This is a genomic window from Rhodococcus sp. 06-221-2, from assembly GCF_002258365.1.
GTDB classification, from domain to species: domain Bacteria; phylum Actinomycetota; class Actinomycetes; order Mycobacteriales; family Mycobacteriaceae; genus Rhodococcoides; species Rhodococcoides fascians.
In genome coordinates this window covers 169088-186481 of sequence record NZ_NOYJ01000020.1, presented here as the reverse complement: position 1 = coordinate 186481, position 17394 = coordinate 169088, and the positions used below count along the sequence as shown (strand labels likewise).

Genomic DNA, 17394 nt, shown 5'->3' with positions numbered 1-17394 from the left:
ATGGCCTACGTCGTGACCGAAGCGTGCATCGACCTGCTCGACAAGGCATGCACCGAGGAGTGCCCCGTCGATTGCATCTACGAGGGCGCTCGGATGATGTACATCAATCCCGACGAGTGCGTCGACTGCGGCAAGTGCATGCCCGCCTGTCCCAACGACGCCATCTTCTGGGAGCACAAGATCCCGGAGGAACAGAAGCAATTCGTCGACATCGCCGTCGAATTCTGTGAGGACGCAGGTGCTTCCGGTGGTGCGGAAGATCTCGGCCCGGTTGGGCACGACCATCCCTCGATCGACGAAGTGGCGAAGAAGTGAGTGCCGCAACGGTTTCCGAGAGTGATCTGATCATCGTCGGTGCCGGACCTGCCGGACTGTACGGTGCGTACTACGCGGGTTTCAGGGGCATGACGGTCACCGTGATCGACGCTCTGCCCCATCCGGGCGGGCAATTGGCGGCCCTGTACCCCGAGAAGAAGATATTCGACGTCGCCGGGTTTCCGGCGATCAAGGCGCAACATCTGGTCGACGCATTGGTCGAACAGGCGGATCAGGCGAAGCCGACGTACCTGATGGGGCACGTGGCGACCGAACTCGAAGAATCCGAGAACTTCGTGCGGGTCACGACGGACAAGGGCGAGACCGTCGTCGGCAAGGCCGTTCTCGTGGCCGCAGGTATCGGTAAGTTCACGCCGAGGCCATTGCCGGCCGGAGCCGAGTTCCACGACCGAGGCCTACGGTATTTCGTACCGAAACTCGATGATCTCGCCGGCGAACGGGTGATGATCGTCGGCGGCGGAGACTCGGCGGTCGACTGGGCGTTGAGCCTGGAACCGATCGCAAAATCGGTGGTATTGGTGCACCGTCGCAACGACTTCCGGGCGCACGCTCACAGCCTCGGTCAGCTGGAGCGGTCCGGTGTCGATGTCCTCACCCCGTTCGAGGTGGAGGAAATCCTTGGCGTAGACTCCGTCGAATCGGTAACGATCGTCGACGGCACCGGAGTCGATCGCCGACAGCTCGAAGTATCGAGTGTTGTTGCCGCACTGGGGTTCAAAGCCGCGCTCGGCCCCATCTCCACGTGGGGATTGGACAAGTACCAGCGCGATATCGCCGTCGGACGGACGATGCGCACCAGCCGAAGGCGAGTCTTCGCGGCGGGCGACGTCGCCGGACACGAAGACAAGGTCAAGTTGATCGCAGTCGGGTTCGCCGAGGCCGCGACAGCGGTGAATCACATCGCCCCGCTGGTCGACGGTTCGGCAGCGATCGTGCCCGGCCACTCGAGTGACTCGCTCCACTGACGAGAGACCCGTAGGAGCTCAGTTTCACCGACGAGGACCGTGAGCAGTGCCGACCTCGGGCTGCTCACGGTCGCTCGGCCACATCGGGCGAGTGACAGCTCGCGGGTCGTCGGACTGCGCGCACGCGGCCGCGCGGTACTGACGCGGGCTCATCCCGTACTGCTCGCGAAAGGCGCGGCTGAACACTGCGGAGTCCGCGAAACCCCATCGCCGACTGATCTGGCCGAGCGAGCGGTCCACCGCGACGCTGGCGATGATCTCGCGTCGGCAGCGCTCGAGCCGTTTGACCCGAATGCTGCGCGCCACCGTAGTGCCACTTGCCGCAAACAGGCGATGCAGTTGGCGGGTGGAGACGAGCATGGCCGACGCGACCGTGGTGGGCGACAGATCTGGGTCTGCGAGGTGTTCCTCGATATAGCGTTGCGCCGTCCGAACGAGGGCGGTACCGGGGGAGTCCAGCGCCGGGCTGGTGGTGGTGTTCCTCGCGATGACGCTGACCAGATCTCCGACCTCGTCTGCGATGGCCTGTGCGCCCGCGGTACCCAGCGTCGACCGGGTCGACCCCAGGTCGTGCAGAAATCGGCTGAGGAGACCGCTGAAACCGGCCGAGCCGTCGAAGGCCATGGCCGTCAGGTCGCTGGATTCACGCTCGTCGAGTCGCAGCATGTGACGGGGCCAGGTGAATACTTCGAGCTCCCATTGATCGTCGTCGGGGTGACCGTCGATGATCCAGTCGAAGGGACGAGACGTGTCGTAGATGGCGAAGTCGCCGCGGGAGAGCACGCATTCGCGTCCGTCCTGCACCACGATCGCGCGGCCTCGACGGATCATCCCGATCTGAACGTATTCGATTCGGTCCTTCTCGATGAGCGAGTCGGTTCGCGCGATGCGTTGAGTCGTCGATCGGACAGTCGACACCTGCAGGTGCGCGAGAGACATCGATCGGACGGCTCCGGTGAATCGGCTGTCCGCCACGTCGGCTACGTCCAGGGCGACGAAGTGTTCGTTCAACATGTCGGACCAGTCGCCGCGGCTGGTCGTTCGAGTCGGAATGGAGAATCCGGATCGAGACAGCATGGGGACCCCTTGTCGTAGACGCTCATGGCGATGCAGGAGCTTTCTTCGAGATTAACCCGCAATGTTTCCGGTTGATTCACTGTTCGTAACTTTGCCGGAAAGTCGTGAGGCAGGGTCGTGCGCTGGTCGCTGCACGTCAACTACCGGGCGCGCGCGGTCAAGTGTGAGGCACTGCCGTCCGCGATTCTGGTGTTCGACCGAGTGAAAGGACTACTCCGTGGGTGACCCCGTTCGAGCAGTGCGCAGCCATCCGACCGACCTCGATTCGGGGACGGTGGACGCTCGGGGACGGGCACTTCGGGATCTCCGTATCTCGGTCACCGACCGGTGCAACTTCCGCTGTGTCTACTGCATGCCTCGAGCCGAGTTCGGTCCCGATCACCGATTTCTCGACACCGGCAGGCTGCTGTCCTTCGACGAGATCGACAGAGTGGCGCGGGCGGCGGCGACGATCGGCCTCCGAAAGATCCGTCTGACGGGTGGTGAACCGTTGCTGCGGGCCGGAATCGCCACGCTGGTCGAACGATTGAGCGCCATCGACGGCGTCGATCTTGCGATGACCACGAACGGGTCGTTGCTCGCAGCCCAGGCCGCATCCTTGTACGCGGCCGGTCTGAAACGCGTTACCGTCAGCCTGGATTCGATCGACCCGACGACGTTCGCGCGGATGAGCGACACGCGCGTACCCGTCCGGACCGTGCTCGACGGCATCGACGCGGCAGTGTGCGCCGGGATGTCACCCGTCAAGGTGAATGTGGTGGTGCGACGGGGGGTGAACGGTGATTCGATTCTCGACCTGGCCGAACGGTTCCGAGGGACCGGTATCGTCGTGCGGTTCATCGAGTACATGGATGTAGGGGCGACGAACCGGTGGGAAATGGCGCAGGTGACGGACGTCGACTCCATTGTCGACATCATCGGGGCAGCCCATCCGCTCGAGCGGATCGAGTCGATGTACGAAGGCGAGGTCGCGACGCGCTATCGGTATCGCGACGGGAGCGGAGAAATCGGGGTGATCGGCTCGGTGTCGAAACCGTTCTGCGGCAGCTGTACTCGGGCCAGGCTGTCGGCGGACGGGCAGGTGTACACGTGCCTGTTCGCTTCGGCGGGAACCGATCTGCGCGCGCTGCTGCGTTCGGGGGCATCGCAGGATGCTCTCGTGGCGCGGTTGTCGGCGCTCTGGAACAGCCGTGACGATCGATACTCCGAACTGCGAGCGGGATCGGGGGACACCCCGGCCGGCGAGCGGATCGAGATGTCCTACATCGGCGGATGAGGCGGACCGTAAACTCGACTACCCGTTCGGTGGACGAACACCGTTGTGCCATAGTAGATCTCGGATTGTCAGCCCGAGTGCGGGCGGTACCCATCGGATCGGCGGTCGGCGCAGTTCTCGCCGAGGATGTCGTTGCCGAGCGCGTTCTGCCGGCGTTCGACAATTCTGCAGTCGACGGGTTCGCTGTGCGCCGTACCGATGTGATCGGTTCCTCACGACTGCCGGCCACACTGACCGTCTCGGCGCGTAGCGTCGCCGGACGGTCGAGTACCGAGCTGAGCGTGGCACCGGGTGAATGTGTACAGATCATGACCGGTGCAGTACTTCCGCGAGGGGCCGATCTGGTGGTGCCTGTCGAACAGACCAGCGGATTCGTGACGTCGTTCGGTTCCGATACGGTGACCATCTGTTCGAGTGGTTCCAAGAGCAACATCCGCCGTCGTGCTTCGGATGTCGATGCCGGTGACGTGGCCATCAGGGCCGGTACGGTGCTGACTCCCGCTCAGGTCGGACTGCTTGCGGCACTCGGACGAACGCTTGTCAGGATTGGCTCGACATTGACCGTGGCTGTGTTGTCCACCGGATCCGAAATCCGCTGTGCTGAAGAAACTCCGACGCTCGGCGAGTGTTTCGACGCCAACTCTCCGATGATCGCAGCCGATCTGCTGCGGTGTGGTGCCGATGTGCACCTCGAATCGGCGGTATCCGACGATGTGGAGGCGTGCAGAGCGGCCCTTGCTCGCTGCGCTGCGGTAGCCGACGTCATCATCACGACCGGTGGAATCAGCGCAGGAACCGAGGAGGTGGTCCGGCTTGCGGTGGCGGATCACGACGTCACCTTCGCCTCGGTTGCGGTCAGGCCGGGAAAACCGCAGGGCTGCGGACGATTCGATGGAATACCGATCATCTGCCTGCCCGGAAATCCGGTGAGTGCGCTGATCTCGTACGAACTGTTCGTCCGGCCGGTCGTGGTATCCGCTCTGCAGGATCCGGCGGCGGAGCGAACGGTGAGAACTGTGCGGGTCCGCGGCGACGTGACCTCGGCGTCGAGCACACCTCGGGTTCTGTTGGGATTCATCGACGGCGCGGATGCCGAGGTCACGCAGTCACATTCGATGAGAGCATTGGCAGCCGCGAACGGATTGGTCGTCGTTCCCCCATGCGACTCACTCCCACAGGCAACAGGGCAATATCCCGCGTGGACCTTCGATTCACGTACGGCATCGAGACCGGGCCGGTACGTATGACCGCCACTGCCGCTTCCCCGGCTGCCACCGACCCGCGGCACGCTGCCAAATCGACCACGTGATCCCGTTCGACCACGCCAATCCACTCGGCGGCTGGACCACCGTCAACAACCTCCAATGCCTCTGCGAATACCACCACAGCGTCAAAAACCGCCGGCCACACATCCCCACCCAACCCAGACGATCCGGCGTCATCGCCTACGCCGAACCACCCGACAACCTGACACCCGAACCGAGCGACGAGGAAGCCGACACAGCACCAGCGTTCTAGTACTCCCGCGGATCCCATGCCTGGAGTATCGAGACTGTTCAGACGAGTTGTGGTGCCGTCGTCTTGTCGATCACGAGCCAACCGCCGTGGTAAGTGGAGGTCTCGAAGGGCTTCCCCGTCGATAATCCCAGCTCGGCCAGCGCCGTCTCGTCGAACGTGCGGATGTGCCCGTGGCAGACGGTGGTCTCGGTCTCGAACGGTACCGCGATGACGACGCGGCAGCGCGCCACCCGGAGTGCCTCCGCGACGATGGCAGAGCCCGTTTCGGCGTCGACGTGTTCGAGCAGGTGCAGAGCTGTCACGGTATCGACACTGTTGTCGTCGAACGGGATTCGGGCTGCATCGAACACTGCCGTGTCGAGTCTCGCGCCGAGGTGCGGAGCGACAGTCGCGAGCAAATCCATGGTTCCCGCTGACTGGTCGGTCGCGGTGACCGAACAACCCTGCATTGCCAGCCGCAACGGGAAGAAGCCGAAGCACGAACCCAGATCGAGTACCGAACCGCGGACCGCCGCGGCGGCACGCTCGTGCACAGGAGCGAACTCTGCGCGACCGGAGAGGAGGTCATCCAACGAGTTTCGGTAGTACGTCGTCCATGCCTCGACCGGATCGGCGACAGTGGTGCGCACGATGCCGACCAGTACGTGCTCGAACTCGCTCTGGGATAGCCCGATGTGGCGCGCCTGTTCGGTGATGAGCGGAACGAGGCATTCGCCGATCTCGCGCGCAGCGAGGCAGTGGTTCACCTGGACCGTCGATCCTGCACGCACGGCGTCGAATCGAAGCCCGGGAGTGTGCCGGACGACGACGTTCTCATGAGCCCAGACCCCGTCGGGTCCGGGTGCCAATGCATCGATCTCGGTCATGTAAGTCTTCTTCTGTCGTTTCTGCTGTGACCCTCTGTTGAGTTGAGCTTTCCACAGCGAACCGCGGCAGAACTCGGATCGACCGCTGGTCGGTCCTCTCGGACGCCGCTCACCCCGCAGGCCGGACGGGCCGGTACCTACCCAACTGGACGGTTGATCGCGACGGCCGACCAGTTCCTGCGCCATGACCCGTCGGAAACCTCGACGGCCGTTAGCGTGGTGATCCTGAACACAGTCGATCGGATTGTGGCCGAACAGATTTCGTAGGAGGAATCAGATGTCGAAGAAGAGTGAGAACGCTGTGGTCGGTACGTCGGTTGTCGAGTCCGATCTGGTGGAGGAGTCGTTGGTGGAGGAAGTCTCGATCGACGGTATGTGCGGCGTGTACTGATCATGACTACTGCTGTGCAGGACGCGCTCGATCTGGATGTGCGGTGGGTATTGCATCCGCAGGTGGCGTTGCGTCCCGAGTCGTTCGGGGCGCTGCTCTACCACTTCGGGACCCGCAAGCTGTCGTTTCTGAAGAACCGCACGATCGTGGCGATCATCGAGTCCCTTCCCGACCACCGGGATATGCGGTCGGCGATCGCGGCCGCAGGGATCAGCGATTCGGCATCGGCTCCCTACGTGAGAGCGCTCGAGACGTTGGCGGACTCGAACATGATCACTCGCCCTTAGAACCTGACCCATTCGTAGAAGAGGACGGCCCCTATGACTTCCACCCTCGAAAGACCAGCTCCGGTAGGGAGATTGGTCGATCAGTTCGAGCTCGGTCTCGATGCTCCGATTTGTTTGACGTGGGAGTTGACCTACGCCTGCAATCTGTCGTGTGTGCATTGTTTGTCGTCGTCGGGTCGTCGTGATCCGCGTGAGCTCTCCACCGAGCAGTGCAAGTCGATCATCGACGAGTTGCAGAAGATGCAGGTGTTCTACGTCAATATCGGTGGCGGTGAGCCGACGGTCCGGTCGGATTTCTGGGAGCTCGTCGACTATGCGACGGCGCATCAGGTGGGGGTGAAGTTCTCCACCAACGGGGTCAAGATCGACAAGAAGGTGGCGGCGCGCCTGGCGGCGTCGGATTACGTCGATGTGCAGATTTCCATCGACGGGGCGACGGCGGAGGTCAACGACGCGGTGCGTGGTCCGGGGTCGTTCGACATGGCGTGCCGGGCGTTGGAGAATCTGAAGGAGGCCGGGTTCCGGGATGCGAAGATCTCGGTCGTCGTCACCCGTCACAACGTGAGCCAGCTCGACGACTTCAAAGCGTTGGCCGACAAATATGCTGCGACACTGCGGATCACGCGGTTGCGGCCGTCGGGTCGTGGTGCGGATGTGTGGGATGATCTGCATCCGACTGCGGGTCAGCAGCGCGAGTTGTACAACTGGCTCGTTGCGAACGGTGAGGGTGTGTTGACGGGTGATTCGTTCTTCCACCTCTCGGCGTTCGGTGACGCTCTGCCGGGGTTGAACTTGTGTGGTGCGGGGCGGGTGGTGTGTTTGATCGATCCGATCGGTGATGTGTATGCGTGCCCGTTCGCCATTCACGAGAACTTCCTCGCCGGCAACATCGTCCGAGACGCGAAAGACGGTATGGGCGGTTTCCAATCGGTGTGGCAGACCTCGGAGTTGTTCCAGGAGTTGCGGTCTCCGCAGACCTCGGGTGCGTGCACCAAGTGTGCTCATTTCGATGCGTGTCGGGGTGGGTGTATGGCGGCGAAGTTCTTCACCGGCCTACCGATGGACGGTCCGGATCCCGAGTGCGTGATCGGCAACGGTGAAATGGCGTTGGCAGCGGCGGGGGAGATCCCCAAGTCCAGTGTCGATCATTCGCGTACCGGTCAGCGCAAGACTCCCCGTAAATCGGTGCCGTTGACATTGATGATGCGTCCACCGACGAAGATCTGCGACGAAAATCCGCTCGCCGGAATGGAACAGGAAGCGTAGTCATGGCAAAGAGTGCGTGGTTCGAGACCGTTGCCGAAGCGCAGCGGCGGGCGAAGAAACGTCTACCGAAGTCGGTGTACGCCGCGCTGGTGGCCGGCTCCGAACGCGGCATCACCATCGACGACAACATGGCGGCGTTCGGGGAGCTCGGGTTCGCTCCGCATGTGGCGGGGTTGTCGGACAAGCGGGACTTGTCGACGACGGTGATGGGGCAGCCGCTGTCGTTTCCGGTGATGATCTCCCCGACGGGTGTGCAGGCGGTGCACCCGGACGGTGAGGTTGCGGTGGCGAGAGCTGCTGCAGCGCGCGGCATTCCGATCGGGTTGTCCTCGTTCGCGAGCAAGTCCGTCGAGGAGGTGGCGGCAGCGAATCCGCAGACGTTCTTCCAGATGTACTGGGTGGGTTCGCGCGAGGTGTTGTTGCAGCGGATGGAGCGGGCCCGCGCAGCCGGTGCGGTCGGGTTGATCATGACGTTGGATTGGTCGTTCTCGAACGGCCGCGACTGGGGTAGCCCGTCGATCCCGGAAAAGATGGACCTCAAGGCGATGGTTCAGTTCGCTCCGGAGGGCGTCATGCGTCCGAAGTGGTTGTGGGAGTTCGCGAAGACCGGCAAGATCCCGGATCTGACGACCCCGAACCTGACCCCGCCGACCGGTGGTCCGGCTCCGACGTTCTTCGGTGCGTATGGGGAGTGGATGGGTACTCCGTTGCCGACGTGGGAGGACGTGGCGTGGCTGCGGGAGCAGTGGGGTGGGCCGTTCATGCTCAAGGGAGTCATGCGGGTCGATGATGCGAAGCGGGCTGTCGACGCCGGCTGCACGGCGATCTCGGTGTCCAACCACGGAGGCAACAATCTCGACGGCACCCCGGCACCGATCCGCGCTCTTCCCGCGATCGCCGAGGCCGTCGGTGATCAGGTCGAGATCACCCTCGACGGCGGCATCCGGCGCGGCAGCGATGTGGTGAAGGCGTTGGCGTTGGGTGCTCGGGCGGTGTTGATCGGTCGGGCATACCTGTGGGGTCTGTCGGCCGGCGGTCAGGCCGGGGTGGAGAACGTGCTCGACATCCTGCGTGGGGGAGTCGATTCCGCGGTGTTGGGACTCGGGCACACCTCGGTGCACGATCTGTCACCGTCGGATGTGGTGATGCCCGCCGGATTCGACCGGAAGCTGGGTGTGTGACCGACTGGTTCGAGACTGTCGCCGAAGCGCAACGGCGAGCGCGTAAGCGACTTCCGGCATCGGTGTATTCGGCACTGATGGCGGGGTCCGAACGTGGGCTGACGGCGGGCGACAACACCGCTGCCTTCACCGAGCTCGGGTTCGCCCCACACGTGGCCGACCTGTCGGATTCGCGGGAGTTGTCGACGACGCTGATGGGGCAACCGCTGTCATTTCCGGTGATGATCTCCCCGACGGGTGTGCAAGCCGTGCACCCCGACGGTGAGGTCGCGGTCGCGAGGGCTGCGGCGGCGCGCGGTGTGTCGATGGGTTTGTCGTTGTTCGCGAGCAAGCCGATCGAGGAGGTCGTCGCAGCGAATCCGCAGACGTTTCTTCAGGTGCATTGGGTGGGTTCGCGGCAGTTGTTGGCGCACATGCTCGATCGTGCACGTGCTGCGGGGGCGGTCGGGCTGATCGTGACGATGGATTGGTCGTTCTCGGAGGGCCGCGATTGGGGGAGTCCGGTGATACCGGAACGCCTCGACGCCAGGGCAATATTCCGGTTGGCACCCGAGGTCTTGGCCCGTCCACGGTGGCTGGCGCAGTGGGCGCGGTCGGGGACATTTCCGGATTTGACGGCACCGAATCTTGCTGCGCCCGGGAAATCGGCGCCGACGTTCTTCGCCGCGTATCGGGAGTGGATGTCCACCCCGCTGCCGTCATGGGAGGACATCGCCTGGCTACGTCAGCAGTGGGACGGTCCGTTCATGCTCAAAGGTGTGTCGCGGGGCGACGATGCGTTGCGGGCTGTCGATGCCGGCGTCACGGCGGTGTCGGTGTCCAATCACGGGGGCAACAATCTCGACGGTTCGCCGGCGTCGATCAGGGTGTTGCCGGCGATTGCCGAGGCGGTGGGCGATCAGGTGGAGGTCACCCTCGACGGCGGGATTCGGCGGGGCAGTGACGTGGCGAAAGCACTGGCGTTGGGTGCTCGGGCGGTGCTGATCGGGCGGGCGTATCTGTGGGGTCTGGCCGCGAACGGTCAGGCCGGAGTAGAGAACGTGCTCGACATTCTGCGCGGTGGCTTGGATTCGGCGGTCCTCGGTCTTGGACACTCGTCGGTGCAGGAGCTGTCACCGTCCGACGTCGTTGCACCGCATGACTTCACCCGTGCGAATCAGCTCCCCGGTTCGGGAGATCCGACCATCCTGGCAGAAGAAAGGATCGGAGTCCGGGATACAGAACCGAGGAGCTGATTCGATCGACAACCCAGCGCAGCTGACGCTCAGGCCCTGCTGAATCCGTCGAGCATGCCGGTGTAGAGCTTGGGCGGAGGAGTCGCGAACTCTCCACGCTTGCCGGTGCCGAGTCCCAGGGTGACGAGGGATTGCACGAACAAGGTTCCCGCTGCGACCCCGTCGACGACGGGCACTCCGATTTCGGACGAGATGTGTCGGCAGAGATCGGCCATACCCGCGCAGCCGAGGACCACGGCATCACTACCGTCCGTCTCTACCGCGATGCGGCAGGCCTCGGTGACGATCTTGCGAGCGTCGGGGTCGGTTTCGAGATCGAGGACGGGCAGGTCGCACGCATGGATGCCGAGGCACTGCCGTCCGAAGCCGTAATGGTCGGCCAAATCCTGTGCCCGTCCGATCGTGCGCGCGAGCGTGGTGACGACGCTGAAACCGCGGCCGAGGAAACTCGCGGCATGCATGGCCGCTTCCGCGATCCCGATGACGGGCCCCGATGCGAGCTCGCGGGCCGCGTCGATGCCGGGGTCGCCAAAACAGGCGATGACGTAGCCGTCGACCCCGGTGGCCTCGCCGCGGGCGATCTCGGCGAGAATGCCTGGGACGCTGAGGGCTTCGTCGACGTGGCTTTCGATCGACACCGGTCCCATGGATGGGCTGACCGCATCGACGACCGTGCCCGGGCCGACTACGGCCCGGGCACAGTCACCGATCGTTGCGGTCATCGAACTCGTGGTGTTCGGATTGATGACCTTGATGAGCACGTGCGAGATCCTATGCTTTCACTGGTGTGTCGAAGTTGGTGACGGCCAGCTTGGTCCGCGTTGCGAGGTAGAAGTACATCGCGAATCCGATGCCGCATCCGATGAACCAGCTGTACTTGGACGCCGTCGACATTCCGGCGATCTGCATGCCGTCGATGGCTCCGTTGAACAGCACGGTGAACATGGCCACCAGCGCGCCGACGATGGTGGAGTACACCGCAGCCGGGTTGTATCCCTTGGAGTACCAGTACAGACCCGTCGTCGACATCGAGAACAGCTCGTCGACGACGACCTTCTGCTTGCGGACGAGGTAGTAGTCGGCGATCAGAATGCCGAACAGTGGTCCGATGAATGCGCCCAGAGTTTCGAGCGTCAGGTGGATTACGTCGGGGTTGTTGTACAGGTTCCACGGGGTGATCAGCACCGAGCCGATGGCGGCGATCATTCCGCCTGCGCGCCAGCTGATGCGCTGCGGGCTGACGTTGGAGAAGTCGAACGCAGGGGAGATGAAGTTCGCGACGATGTTGATGCCGATGGTGGCGATCGTGAACGTCAGTGCACCGAGAACGATGGCGAACGTGCTGTCTATTCGAGCGACGGTCTCGACCGGGTCGGTGATCAGCTCACCGAACACCGGAAGCGTCAACGACGCCGTGACGACCACCAGGATGGAGAAGACCAGGAAGTTGACCGGGAGGCCGAGGAAGTTGCCCTTCTTCACCGCGGAGTAGGACTTGCCGTAGCGGGAGAAGTCGCCGAAGTTGAGCATGGGGCCGGAGAAGTACGAGACCACGAGGGCGATGGCTCCGAGCATCACCGGAATCGAGCTCAGGCCCGTGTGCTCGACCTCTTGTAGGTTGAGATCGATTGCGCCCCAGCCTGCTTTCCAGATCAGGTAGCCGCACAGCATGAACATCACGACGTAGACGGCGGGCCCGCAGAAGTCGATGAACTTGCGGATCGATTCCATGCCGCGCCAAAAGACCGCTGCCTGGACGACCCAGAGGAACAGGAAGCTGGCCCATCCGAGCATGGAGAGACCGGCGAAGCCGTAGTCGGCGGTGACGGCGTACGGGGCCAGTGACGGGAACAGCTTGATCAACACGATGTCGAGGGCTGCCGATGCCAGGAACGTCTGGATGCCGTACCAGGCCACGGCGATCAGTCCGCGGATGATGGCGGGGATGTTGGCACCGAGGACGCCGAACACGCTGCGACAGATGACCGGGTAGGGCACCCCGGAGACCTGGCTCGGCTTGGCGACGAGGTTGCAGAAGAAGTACACGATGGTGATGCCGACGAGCAGCGAGATCAGCACCTGCCAGCTCGCCAACCCGAGTGCGAAGAGGCTGCCGGCCGTGACGTAGCCACCCACCGAGTGCACGTCGGACATCCAGAAAGCGAACAGGTTGTAGGAGGTCCAGGTCTGCTTCTTCAGCGGAGCGAGGTCTTCGTTGGTCAGCCGTGGGTCGTAACTGTCCTTGATCAGGCCTCCACCGACGGGGTGGCCCGCGGCTTCCACGAGATCTCCCGTTTGGGCGGGACCGTGCGCTGTATCTGTCATCGATGCTCCTGACGGCCGGGCAATGAATGGAACGAGTGAATGGGGAAAAGCTAGCGGCGAAGTATTGCGCCCTCGTGACGTGAGCGATATATCTTCAGCCCGGCGTTTCCGTGGGTGGATCGGCAAACAATCCGTGATCGTTCGACAATGTCGAAATGACCGAATTGAGACGCGTGTGATGGTGCTGGGCAGCGCGCAACAGTGCGTCGGAGTCGCGATCGAGGAAGGCCGCGATCATGTCGGCGTGGTCGTCGTGCAGTGACGCCCGATCGGATCCGGCGACATGCACCATCGGTTGCACGGGTTCGGTGATGTTCCAGGCGGATTCGAGCATGTGCAGGAGTCGGTGCATCCGCGACGGCCGGGTCAGCGACAGGTGGAATTCGCGAGAGAGGCGGTGATACTCGCGTGAGTCGTCCTCGGTCAACGAGGCCTCGAGCTGCCGGTTGATCTCGATCAGGTGCGCGCGATCGGCATCGGTGGCCTGTTCTACCGCGATGGGGAGTGCGGCAGTTTCGAGAACCTCACGCACGATGTACATTTCGCGCAGTTCAGCCGCTGTCAGCTGCGCCACTCGGTAGCCGAGATTGGGTCGATGGTCGACCAATCCCTCGCCGATCAGAGTCTTCAGGGATTCGCGTACCGGAATGCGGCTCACGCCGAACAATTCCGCGACCTCGTCTATCGGAATGGGTGTATTCGGAGGAGCGTCACCGGCCAGGATGACGCGTCGGAGCTCGTCCAGAATTGTCGGCTGCGGGCCACCCGGTGCCGATATGGACAATTGCGAGAGCAATATCGACCGACGGCGGGGTGGCACGAATCGAAGATTATCGGCCGTGTGTTTCGTCCGCGTGACGGCTCGGTTCCGTCCGATAGCATCTGCACCCATGGCCACTGACACGCTCGGTACCCAGTACTGGCCGGACATCGTCGGACCGAAGCTCCTCGTGGTTCCGGTCGGTTCGCTCGAGCAACATGGGCCGCACCTACCTCTCGATACCGATACCCGCATCGCCGACGCCGTCGCGCGAACGGTTCCGAACGCTCTCGTGGCACCCGCGGTGGCGTACGGCTCCAGCGGCGAGCACGAGGGTTTCGGCGGCACCGTGTCCATCGGGTCCGCCGCGCTCGAGGCGCTGTTGGTGGAGTACGGGCGCTCCGCGTGTCGGTGGGCAGAGAGGGTCGTCTTCGTCAACGGCCACGGCGGCAACGGTCCCACCCTGCGCTCGGCGGTGACGCTGTTGCGCTACGAGGGGCGCGACGTCGTATGGTTCCCGTGCTCGGTGCCGGGAGCGGACGCGCATGCCGGACGCACCGAAACATCGCTGCTGCTGCATCTTTCGGCCGATGTGGTCGACATGACGAAAGCGGCACCGGGAAACACCACCGAGATCGCGGCTCTACTGCCCGAGCTGCGCGCCGGTGGCCTGGCCCCCGTCACGGCCAACGGTGTGCTCGGCAATCCCCTCGGGGCCACCGCCGAGGAGGGACGGCTCATTTTCGAGCAACTGCGGGACCGCGTGCTGGGTGCGGTGCAGAGATGGAGTCCGTCCCCGCACGGCGTCATCGTGTGAGCGATCGCGGTACAGAACCGGCGGAAAGCCTGTTCGAGGCCTCGAACAGAAACGGGGAGCAGGTATGTTCCGACCGATTTACCGGGTGGCCGACACACCGACCGTTTGTCCGCTTACGATGCCCTGATGGGTGAAGGTCGGTTGCCTGACGGCTTCGGGGTGCGAGTGGATCCACGCGTACGCACATTCTCCGAGGGACGCGTTCTGATCGGTGGTTCACCGATGCGGATGCTCACGTTGGCACCGACGGCCGCGGCAATGATCGGTGACGGTTTCATCGAGGTGACCGACTCGCAGTCCGCCCTCGTGGCGCGCAAACTGCTCGACTCGGGGGTGGGCAACCCGCGGCCCATGTCCATCCCGTCGCCCAGTGATGTCACCGTCGTGGTGCCGCTCAAGAACAACGAGGCCGGGCTCGCGCGGCTGATCACGGCGATGCACGGCATGCACGTGATCATCGTCGACGACGGATCCGACGTCCCGGTGGCGGTTCCTGCCGTGTCGTGGAGCGTGGGTAGCGTGACGGTGCTGCGGCACGAGACCTCACGCGGGCCGGCGGCCGCACGTAATACTGGACTACGTTGCGCTACAACAGATTTCGTTGCTTTTCTGGACTCGGACGTGGTACCTCGCAAGGGCTGGCTCGAGGTGATGCTCGGGCACTTCTCGGATCCGGCGGTGGGCCTGGTGGCACCCCGAATCGTCGCGCTGGAGCCCGAGGGCAGCGCACTGGCCCGCTACGAGCACGCCCGCTCCTCGCTCGACCTCGGACGCAAGGAAGCGGCGGTGCGCGCAGGGAGCGCGGTGTCGTACGTACCCAGTGCCGCCATGTTGCTTCGCCGGTCTGCTGCGGTGGAATGCCACGGGTTCGACGAGTCGATGCACGTGGCCGAGGACGTCGATCTGTGCTGGCGTCTGCAGGAGGCGGGCTGGCGACTGCGCTACGAGCCCGTGGCCCACGTGGCGCACGAGCACCGCGTCGCCTTCGTCGAATGGTTCGCCCGCAAACTGTTCTACGGCACCGGTGCCACGCCGTTGTCCGCGCGTCATCCGGGCATGGTGCCGCCGGTCGCGATGTCGCCGTGGACGTTGGTGACGTGTCTGCTCGCCGCCAGTCTGACGCGTATCGGATTGCTCGGCGCTCTGGCCAGTTTCGGGGTCACGGTCGTTCGGCTGCGCAAGATGTTCGTCGGTCTCGATCAGCCCACCCGCATCGCGGCCGTTCTCGCTGCCGAGGGTTTCGTGGCGGGGTTGTGGCAACTTGCCTCGGCGCTGTGTCGACATTATTGGCCGATCACGTTGCTCGCGGTGTTGTTGTCGAGCCGTATCCGGAAGATCGCGCTCGGTATGGCTGTGGCAGAAGCGTGTTCGGATTGGTACAAGCATCGTGAACTGGGCGGGCTCGATCCGGTTCGATACATCTTCTTCAAACGCGCCGACGACATCGCGTACGGAACCGGGCTGTGGAGCGGCGCGCTGTCGGCTCGTTCCATCGAGGCGTTGAAGCCCCGCCTGGACGGCTGACCCGTGCGCCTGGAAGGCCGGGCCGACGACGAGGGAAGTCCACTCGACGCCGACGTCATCGTCGTCGGAGGCGGGTCGTGCGGCTGTGTCGTCGCGGCGCGACTGAGCGAGAATCCCGACCGCTCAGTTTTGCTGCTCGAAGCCGGGCCGGCATCTGCGGGGGTCGACGACATTCCGCGCAGCCTGGGCGACTCGACGACGCTCCCCATCGGTCCGGACAGCCGGTGGGTGAGCCGCTACACCGCCGAACTCACCCGCGACGTCACGCGCACGGTGACCCGGGGCCGAGTGCTCGGCGGATCGGGTGCCGTCAACGGTGGCTACTTCGTCCGGGCGATCCCCGCCGACTTCGATGCGTGGCCACAATCGACCTGGTCGTTCGATCAGGTGCTGCCGTTCTTTCGCCGTTCCGAGAGCGATCACGACCTCGATGCCGCCGGCCGTACTGGCATCGCGCGTCGCTGGCACGGAACGGACGGGCCGATGCCGATCACCCGACCGCCCGCGCGGGCCTGGCATCGGCTGACCGCCGCGTTCGTGGACTCGGCGACGAGCGCCGGGATCGGCTACCGCGAGGACCTGAATGCTCCCGATGCGGGGGCGGGCGGTGTCGGTGCTGTTCCCTCGAACGTTCTGGGCGGGACACGGGTGAGCGCGGCCAGGGCATACCTCCTGCCGAATGCCGACCGGACCAACCTTCGTATCCAGGGTGATACGACAGTGGTGTCGTTGAAGTTCAAAGGCAGCAAGGTGATCGGAGTGGAGATCACCGTCGGCGGAGTTCGCAGAATCGTCCGAGCCGATACCGTGATCGTGTCGGCGGGGTCCGTGCACACGCCCGCGCTGCTGATGCGATCGGGCATCGGTGATCCCGAAAATCTTGTCCCGCTGGGTATCTCGATGGTGGTCGACAGTCCGGGCGTGGGTCGCGGATTCTCCGACCACCCCGAGGTCGCCGTTCCCCTCGTTCCGAAACATTCCCCCGAACATTCCCCGGACGATCGGTTGTCGTCTCCGCTCGAGGCGGTGCTGCACGCGGGCGACGTGGAAATCCGGCCGTACACGAGGCGGTTCGACGAATTGATACCCGGTCTGGACGTGGGGCCGCACTCGTTCGGCGTGGGTCTGATGCGGTCGACCGCGCGAGGACGCATCGCGTTGCGCACGGCGGACGCGTTCACTCCTCCCACGGTGAACTACCACTACCTCGAATCGGAACGGGACCGTCGGGCGATGCGAGACGGGGTCGAACTCGCCGTGGATCTGCTCCGATCCCCGGCCATGGCGTCGGCCGTGGACGTTCCCGCCATCGCCGATCCGCTCGCGCCACTCGGTACGTCGTTGCACCTGTCCGGGAGCGCCCGAATGGGGCCCGAATCGGATCCGGGGTCGGTTCTGGACGACCATTGTCGGGTGCGTGGGGTCGACGGCGTGTACGTCATCGACACCTCGGCGTTCCCGGTAGTGCCCAGCAGAGGGCCCCACGCAACGGCCGTCATGTTCGCCGAGCGGGCCGCGGCGCTGATCGATCGGCACGATCGCGGCGCGTAAGGCGTAGCGTTCGTGGTCT

18 protein-coding genes are annotated in these 17394 nt (G+C 64.2%); 13 read left to right on the top strand and 5 right to left on the bottom strand.

Going from position 1 to position 17394, the window contains the following annotated elements; genetic code table 11:
• Entirely contained in the window at window positions 1-315 is a 315-nt protein-coding gene (gene fdxA, locus CH281_RS11460; protein ID WP_032373914.1) for a ferredoxin, read from the top strand.
• The gene (locus CH281_RS11455; RefSeq protein WP_094694165.1) at window positions 312-1301 is read left to right on the top strand and encodes an NAD(P)/FAD-dependent oxidoreductase; all 990 of its coding nucleotides are present in this window, start codon (window positions 312-314) and stop codon (window positions 1299-1301) included. Before fdxA ends, CH281_RS11455 begins: the two co-directional genes overlap by 4 nt.
• A 24-nt stretch (window positions 1302-1325) precedes the next feature.
• Here the strand turns inward: CH281_RS11455 and CH281_RS11450 are convergent, their stop codons facing one another.
• The gene (locus CH281_RS11450; protein WP_080733281.1) at window positions 1326-2378 is read right to left on the bottom strand and encodes a helix-turn-helix domain-containing protein; all 1053 of its coding nucleotides are present in this window, start codon (window positions 2376-2378) and stop codon (window positions 1326-1328) included.
• A 217-nt stretch (window positions 2379-2595) separates the two neighbouring features.
• Here CH281_RS11450 and moaA point away from each other — a divergent pair, with 217 nt between their 5' ends.
• Genes moaA through CH281_RS27520 form a run of 3 tightly spaced genes read left to right on the top strand, consistent with a single transcriptional unit; the run spans window position 2596 to window position 5172 of the window.
• Window positions 2596-3654 carry a GTP 3',8-cyclase MoaA gene (gene moaA, locus CH281_RS11445; RefSeq protein ID WP_032373913.1) on the top strand — a complete coding sequence of 353 codons (1059 nt, stop codon included), beginning with the start codon at window positions 2596-2598 and terminating at the stop codon, window positions 3652-3654.
• Window positions 3651-4901 (top strand): molybdopterin molybdotransferase MoeA, encoded by a 1251-nt coding sequence (locus CH281_RS11440; protein ID WP_045841998.1) that lies wholly within the window; start codon window positions 3651-3653, stop codon window positions 4899-4901. Before moaA ends, CH281_RS11440 begins: the two co-directional genes overlap by 4 nt.
• The gene (locus CH281_RS27520) at window positions 4846-5172 is read left to right on the top strand and encodes an HNH endonuclease signature motif containing protein (protein WP_080733280.1); all 327 of its coding nucleotides are present in this window, start codon (window positions 4846-4848) and stop codon (window positions 5170-5172) included. The genes CH281_RS11440 and CH281_RS27520 overlap by 56 nt, the downstream gene beginning before the upstream one ends.
• Before the next feature lie 38 nt (window positions 5173-5210).
• Here CH281_RS27520 and mftM read toward each other — a convergent pair whose 3' ends face one another.
• Window positions 5211-6038: a mycofactocin oligosaccharide methyltransferase MftM gene (mftM, locus tag CH281_RS11430; protein ID WP_094694177.1), complete on the bottom strand. Its 828-nt coding sequence runs from the start codon at window positions 6036-6038 to the stop codon at window positions 5211-5213.
• 277 nt (window positions 6039-6315) lie between these two features.
• Between mftM and mftA the strand changes: the two genes are divergently transcribed.
• Genes mftA through mftD (CH281_RS11405) form a run of 5 tightly spaced genes read left to right on the top strand, consistent with a single transcriptional unit; the run spans window position 6316 to window position 10398 of the window.
• Window positions 6316-6429, top strand: coding sequence for a mycofactocin precursor MftA (gene mftA, locus CH281_RS11425; protein ID WP_069973092.1), 114 nt, complete (start codon window positions 6316-6318; stop codon window positions 6427-6429).
• Between the two features lie 2 nt (window positions 6430-6431).
• On the top strand, window positions 6432-6716 hold the full coding sequence (gene mftB / locus CH281_RS11420) for a mycofactocin biosynthesis chaperone MftB (RefSeq protein ID WP_032368354.1): 285 nt from the start codon (window positions 6432-6434) through the stop codon (window positions 6714-6716).
• A 33-nt stretch (window positions 6717-6749) separates the two neighbouring features.
• Window positions 6750-7982, top strand: a complete 1233-nt coding sequence (gene mftC / locus CH281_RS11415; protein ID WP_032373910.1) for a mycofactocin radical SAM maturase — start codon at window positions 6750-6752, stop codon at window positions 7980-7982.
• 2 nt (window positions 7983-7984) lie between these two features.
• A complete protein-coding gene (gene mftD, locus CH281_RS11410; RefSeq protein WP_032373909.1) occupies window positions 7985-9163 on the top strand; it encodes a pre-mycofactocin synthase MftD in 1179 nt (392 codons plus the stop codon).
• Window positions 9160-10398, top strand: coding sequence for a pre-mycofactocin synthase MftD (gene mftD / locus CH281_RS11405; protein WP_045841997.1), 1239 nt, complete (start codon window positions 9160-9162; stop codon window positions 10396-10398). Before mftD (CH281_RS11410) ends, mftD (CH281_RS11405) begins: the two co-directional genes overlap by 4 nt.
• Before the next feature lie 29 nt (window positions 10399-10427).
• On the opposite strand, the gene CH281_RS11400 is transcribed toward mftD (CH281_RS11405), so the two are convergent.
• The 3 genes from CH281_RS11400 to CH281_RS11390 form a co-directional block, all read right to left on the bottom strand.
• A complete protein-coding gene (locus tag CH281_RS11400; RefSeq protein WP_032373907.1) occupies window positions 10428-11159 on the bottom strand; it encodes an aspartate/glutamate racemase family protein in 732 nt (243 codons plus the stop codon).
• A gap of 10 nt (window positions 11160-11169) precedes the next feature.
• A complete protein-coding gene (locus tag CH281_RS11395) occupies window positions 11170-12723 on the bottom strand; it encodes an NCS1 family nucleobase:cation symporter-1 (RefSeq protein ID WP_032373906.1) in 1554 nt (517 codons plus the stop codon).
• A gap of 94 nt (window positions 12724-12817) precedes the next feature.
• Window positions 12818-13543 carry a GntR family transcriptional regulator gene (locus CH281_RS11390; protein WP_032371147.1) on the bottom strand — a complete coding sequence of 242 codons (726 nt, stop codon included), beginning with the start codon at window positions 13541-13543 and terminating at the stop codon, window positions 12818-12820.
• A 70-nt stretch (window positions 13544-13613) separates the two neighbouring features.
• Between CH281_RS11390 and mftE the strand changes: the two genes are divergently transcribed.
• From mftE to mftG, 3 genes are all read left to right on the top strand, one after another.
• On the top strand, window positions 13614-14300 hold the full coding sequence (mftE, locus tag CH281_RS11385) for a mycofactocin biosynthesis peptidyl-dipeptidase MftE (RefSeq protein WP_032371070.1): 687 nt from the start codon (window positions 13614-13616) through the stop codon (window positions 14298-14300).
• Between the two features lie 126 nt (window positions 14301-14426).
• The gene (gene mftF / locus CH281_RS11380) at window positions 14427-15824 is read left to right on the top strand and encodes a mycofactocin biosynthesis glycosyltransferase MftF (RefSeq protein WP_032373905.1); all 1398 of its coding nucleotides are present in this window, start codon (window positions 14427-14429) and stop codon (window positions 15822-15824) included.
• Window positions 15825-15827: 3 nt separating this feature from the next.
• Window positions 15828-17375 carry a mycofactocin dehydrogenase MftG gene (mftG, locus tag CH281_RS11375; RefSeq protein WP_230595237.1) on the top strand — a complete coding sequence of 516 codons (1548 nt, stop codon included), beginning with the start codon at window positions 15828-15830 and terminating at the stop codon, window positions 17373-17375.
• The last annotated feature ends 19 nt before the right edge of the window (window positions 17376-17394 follow it).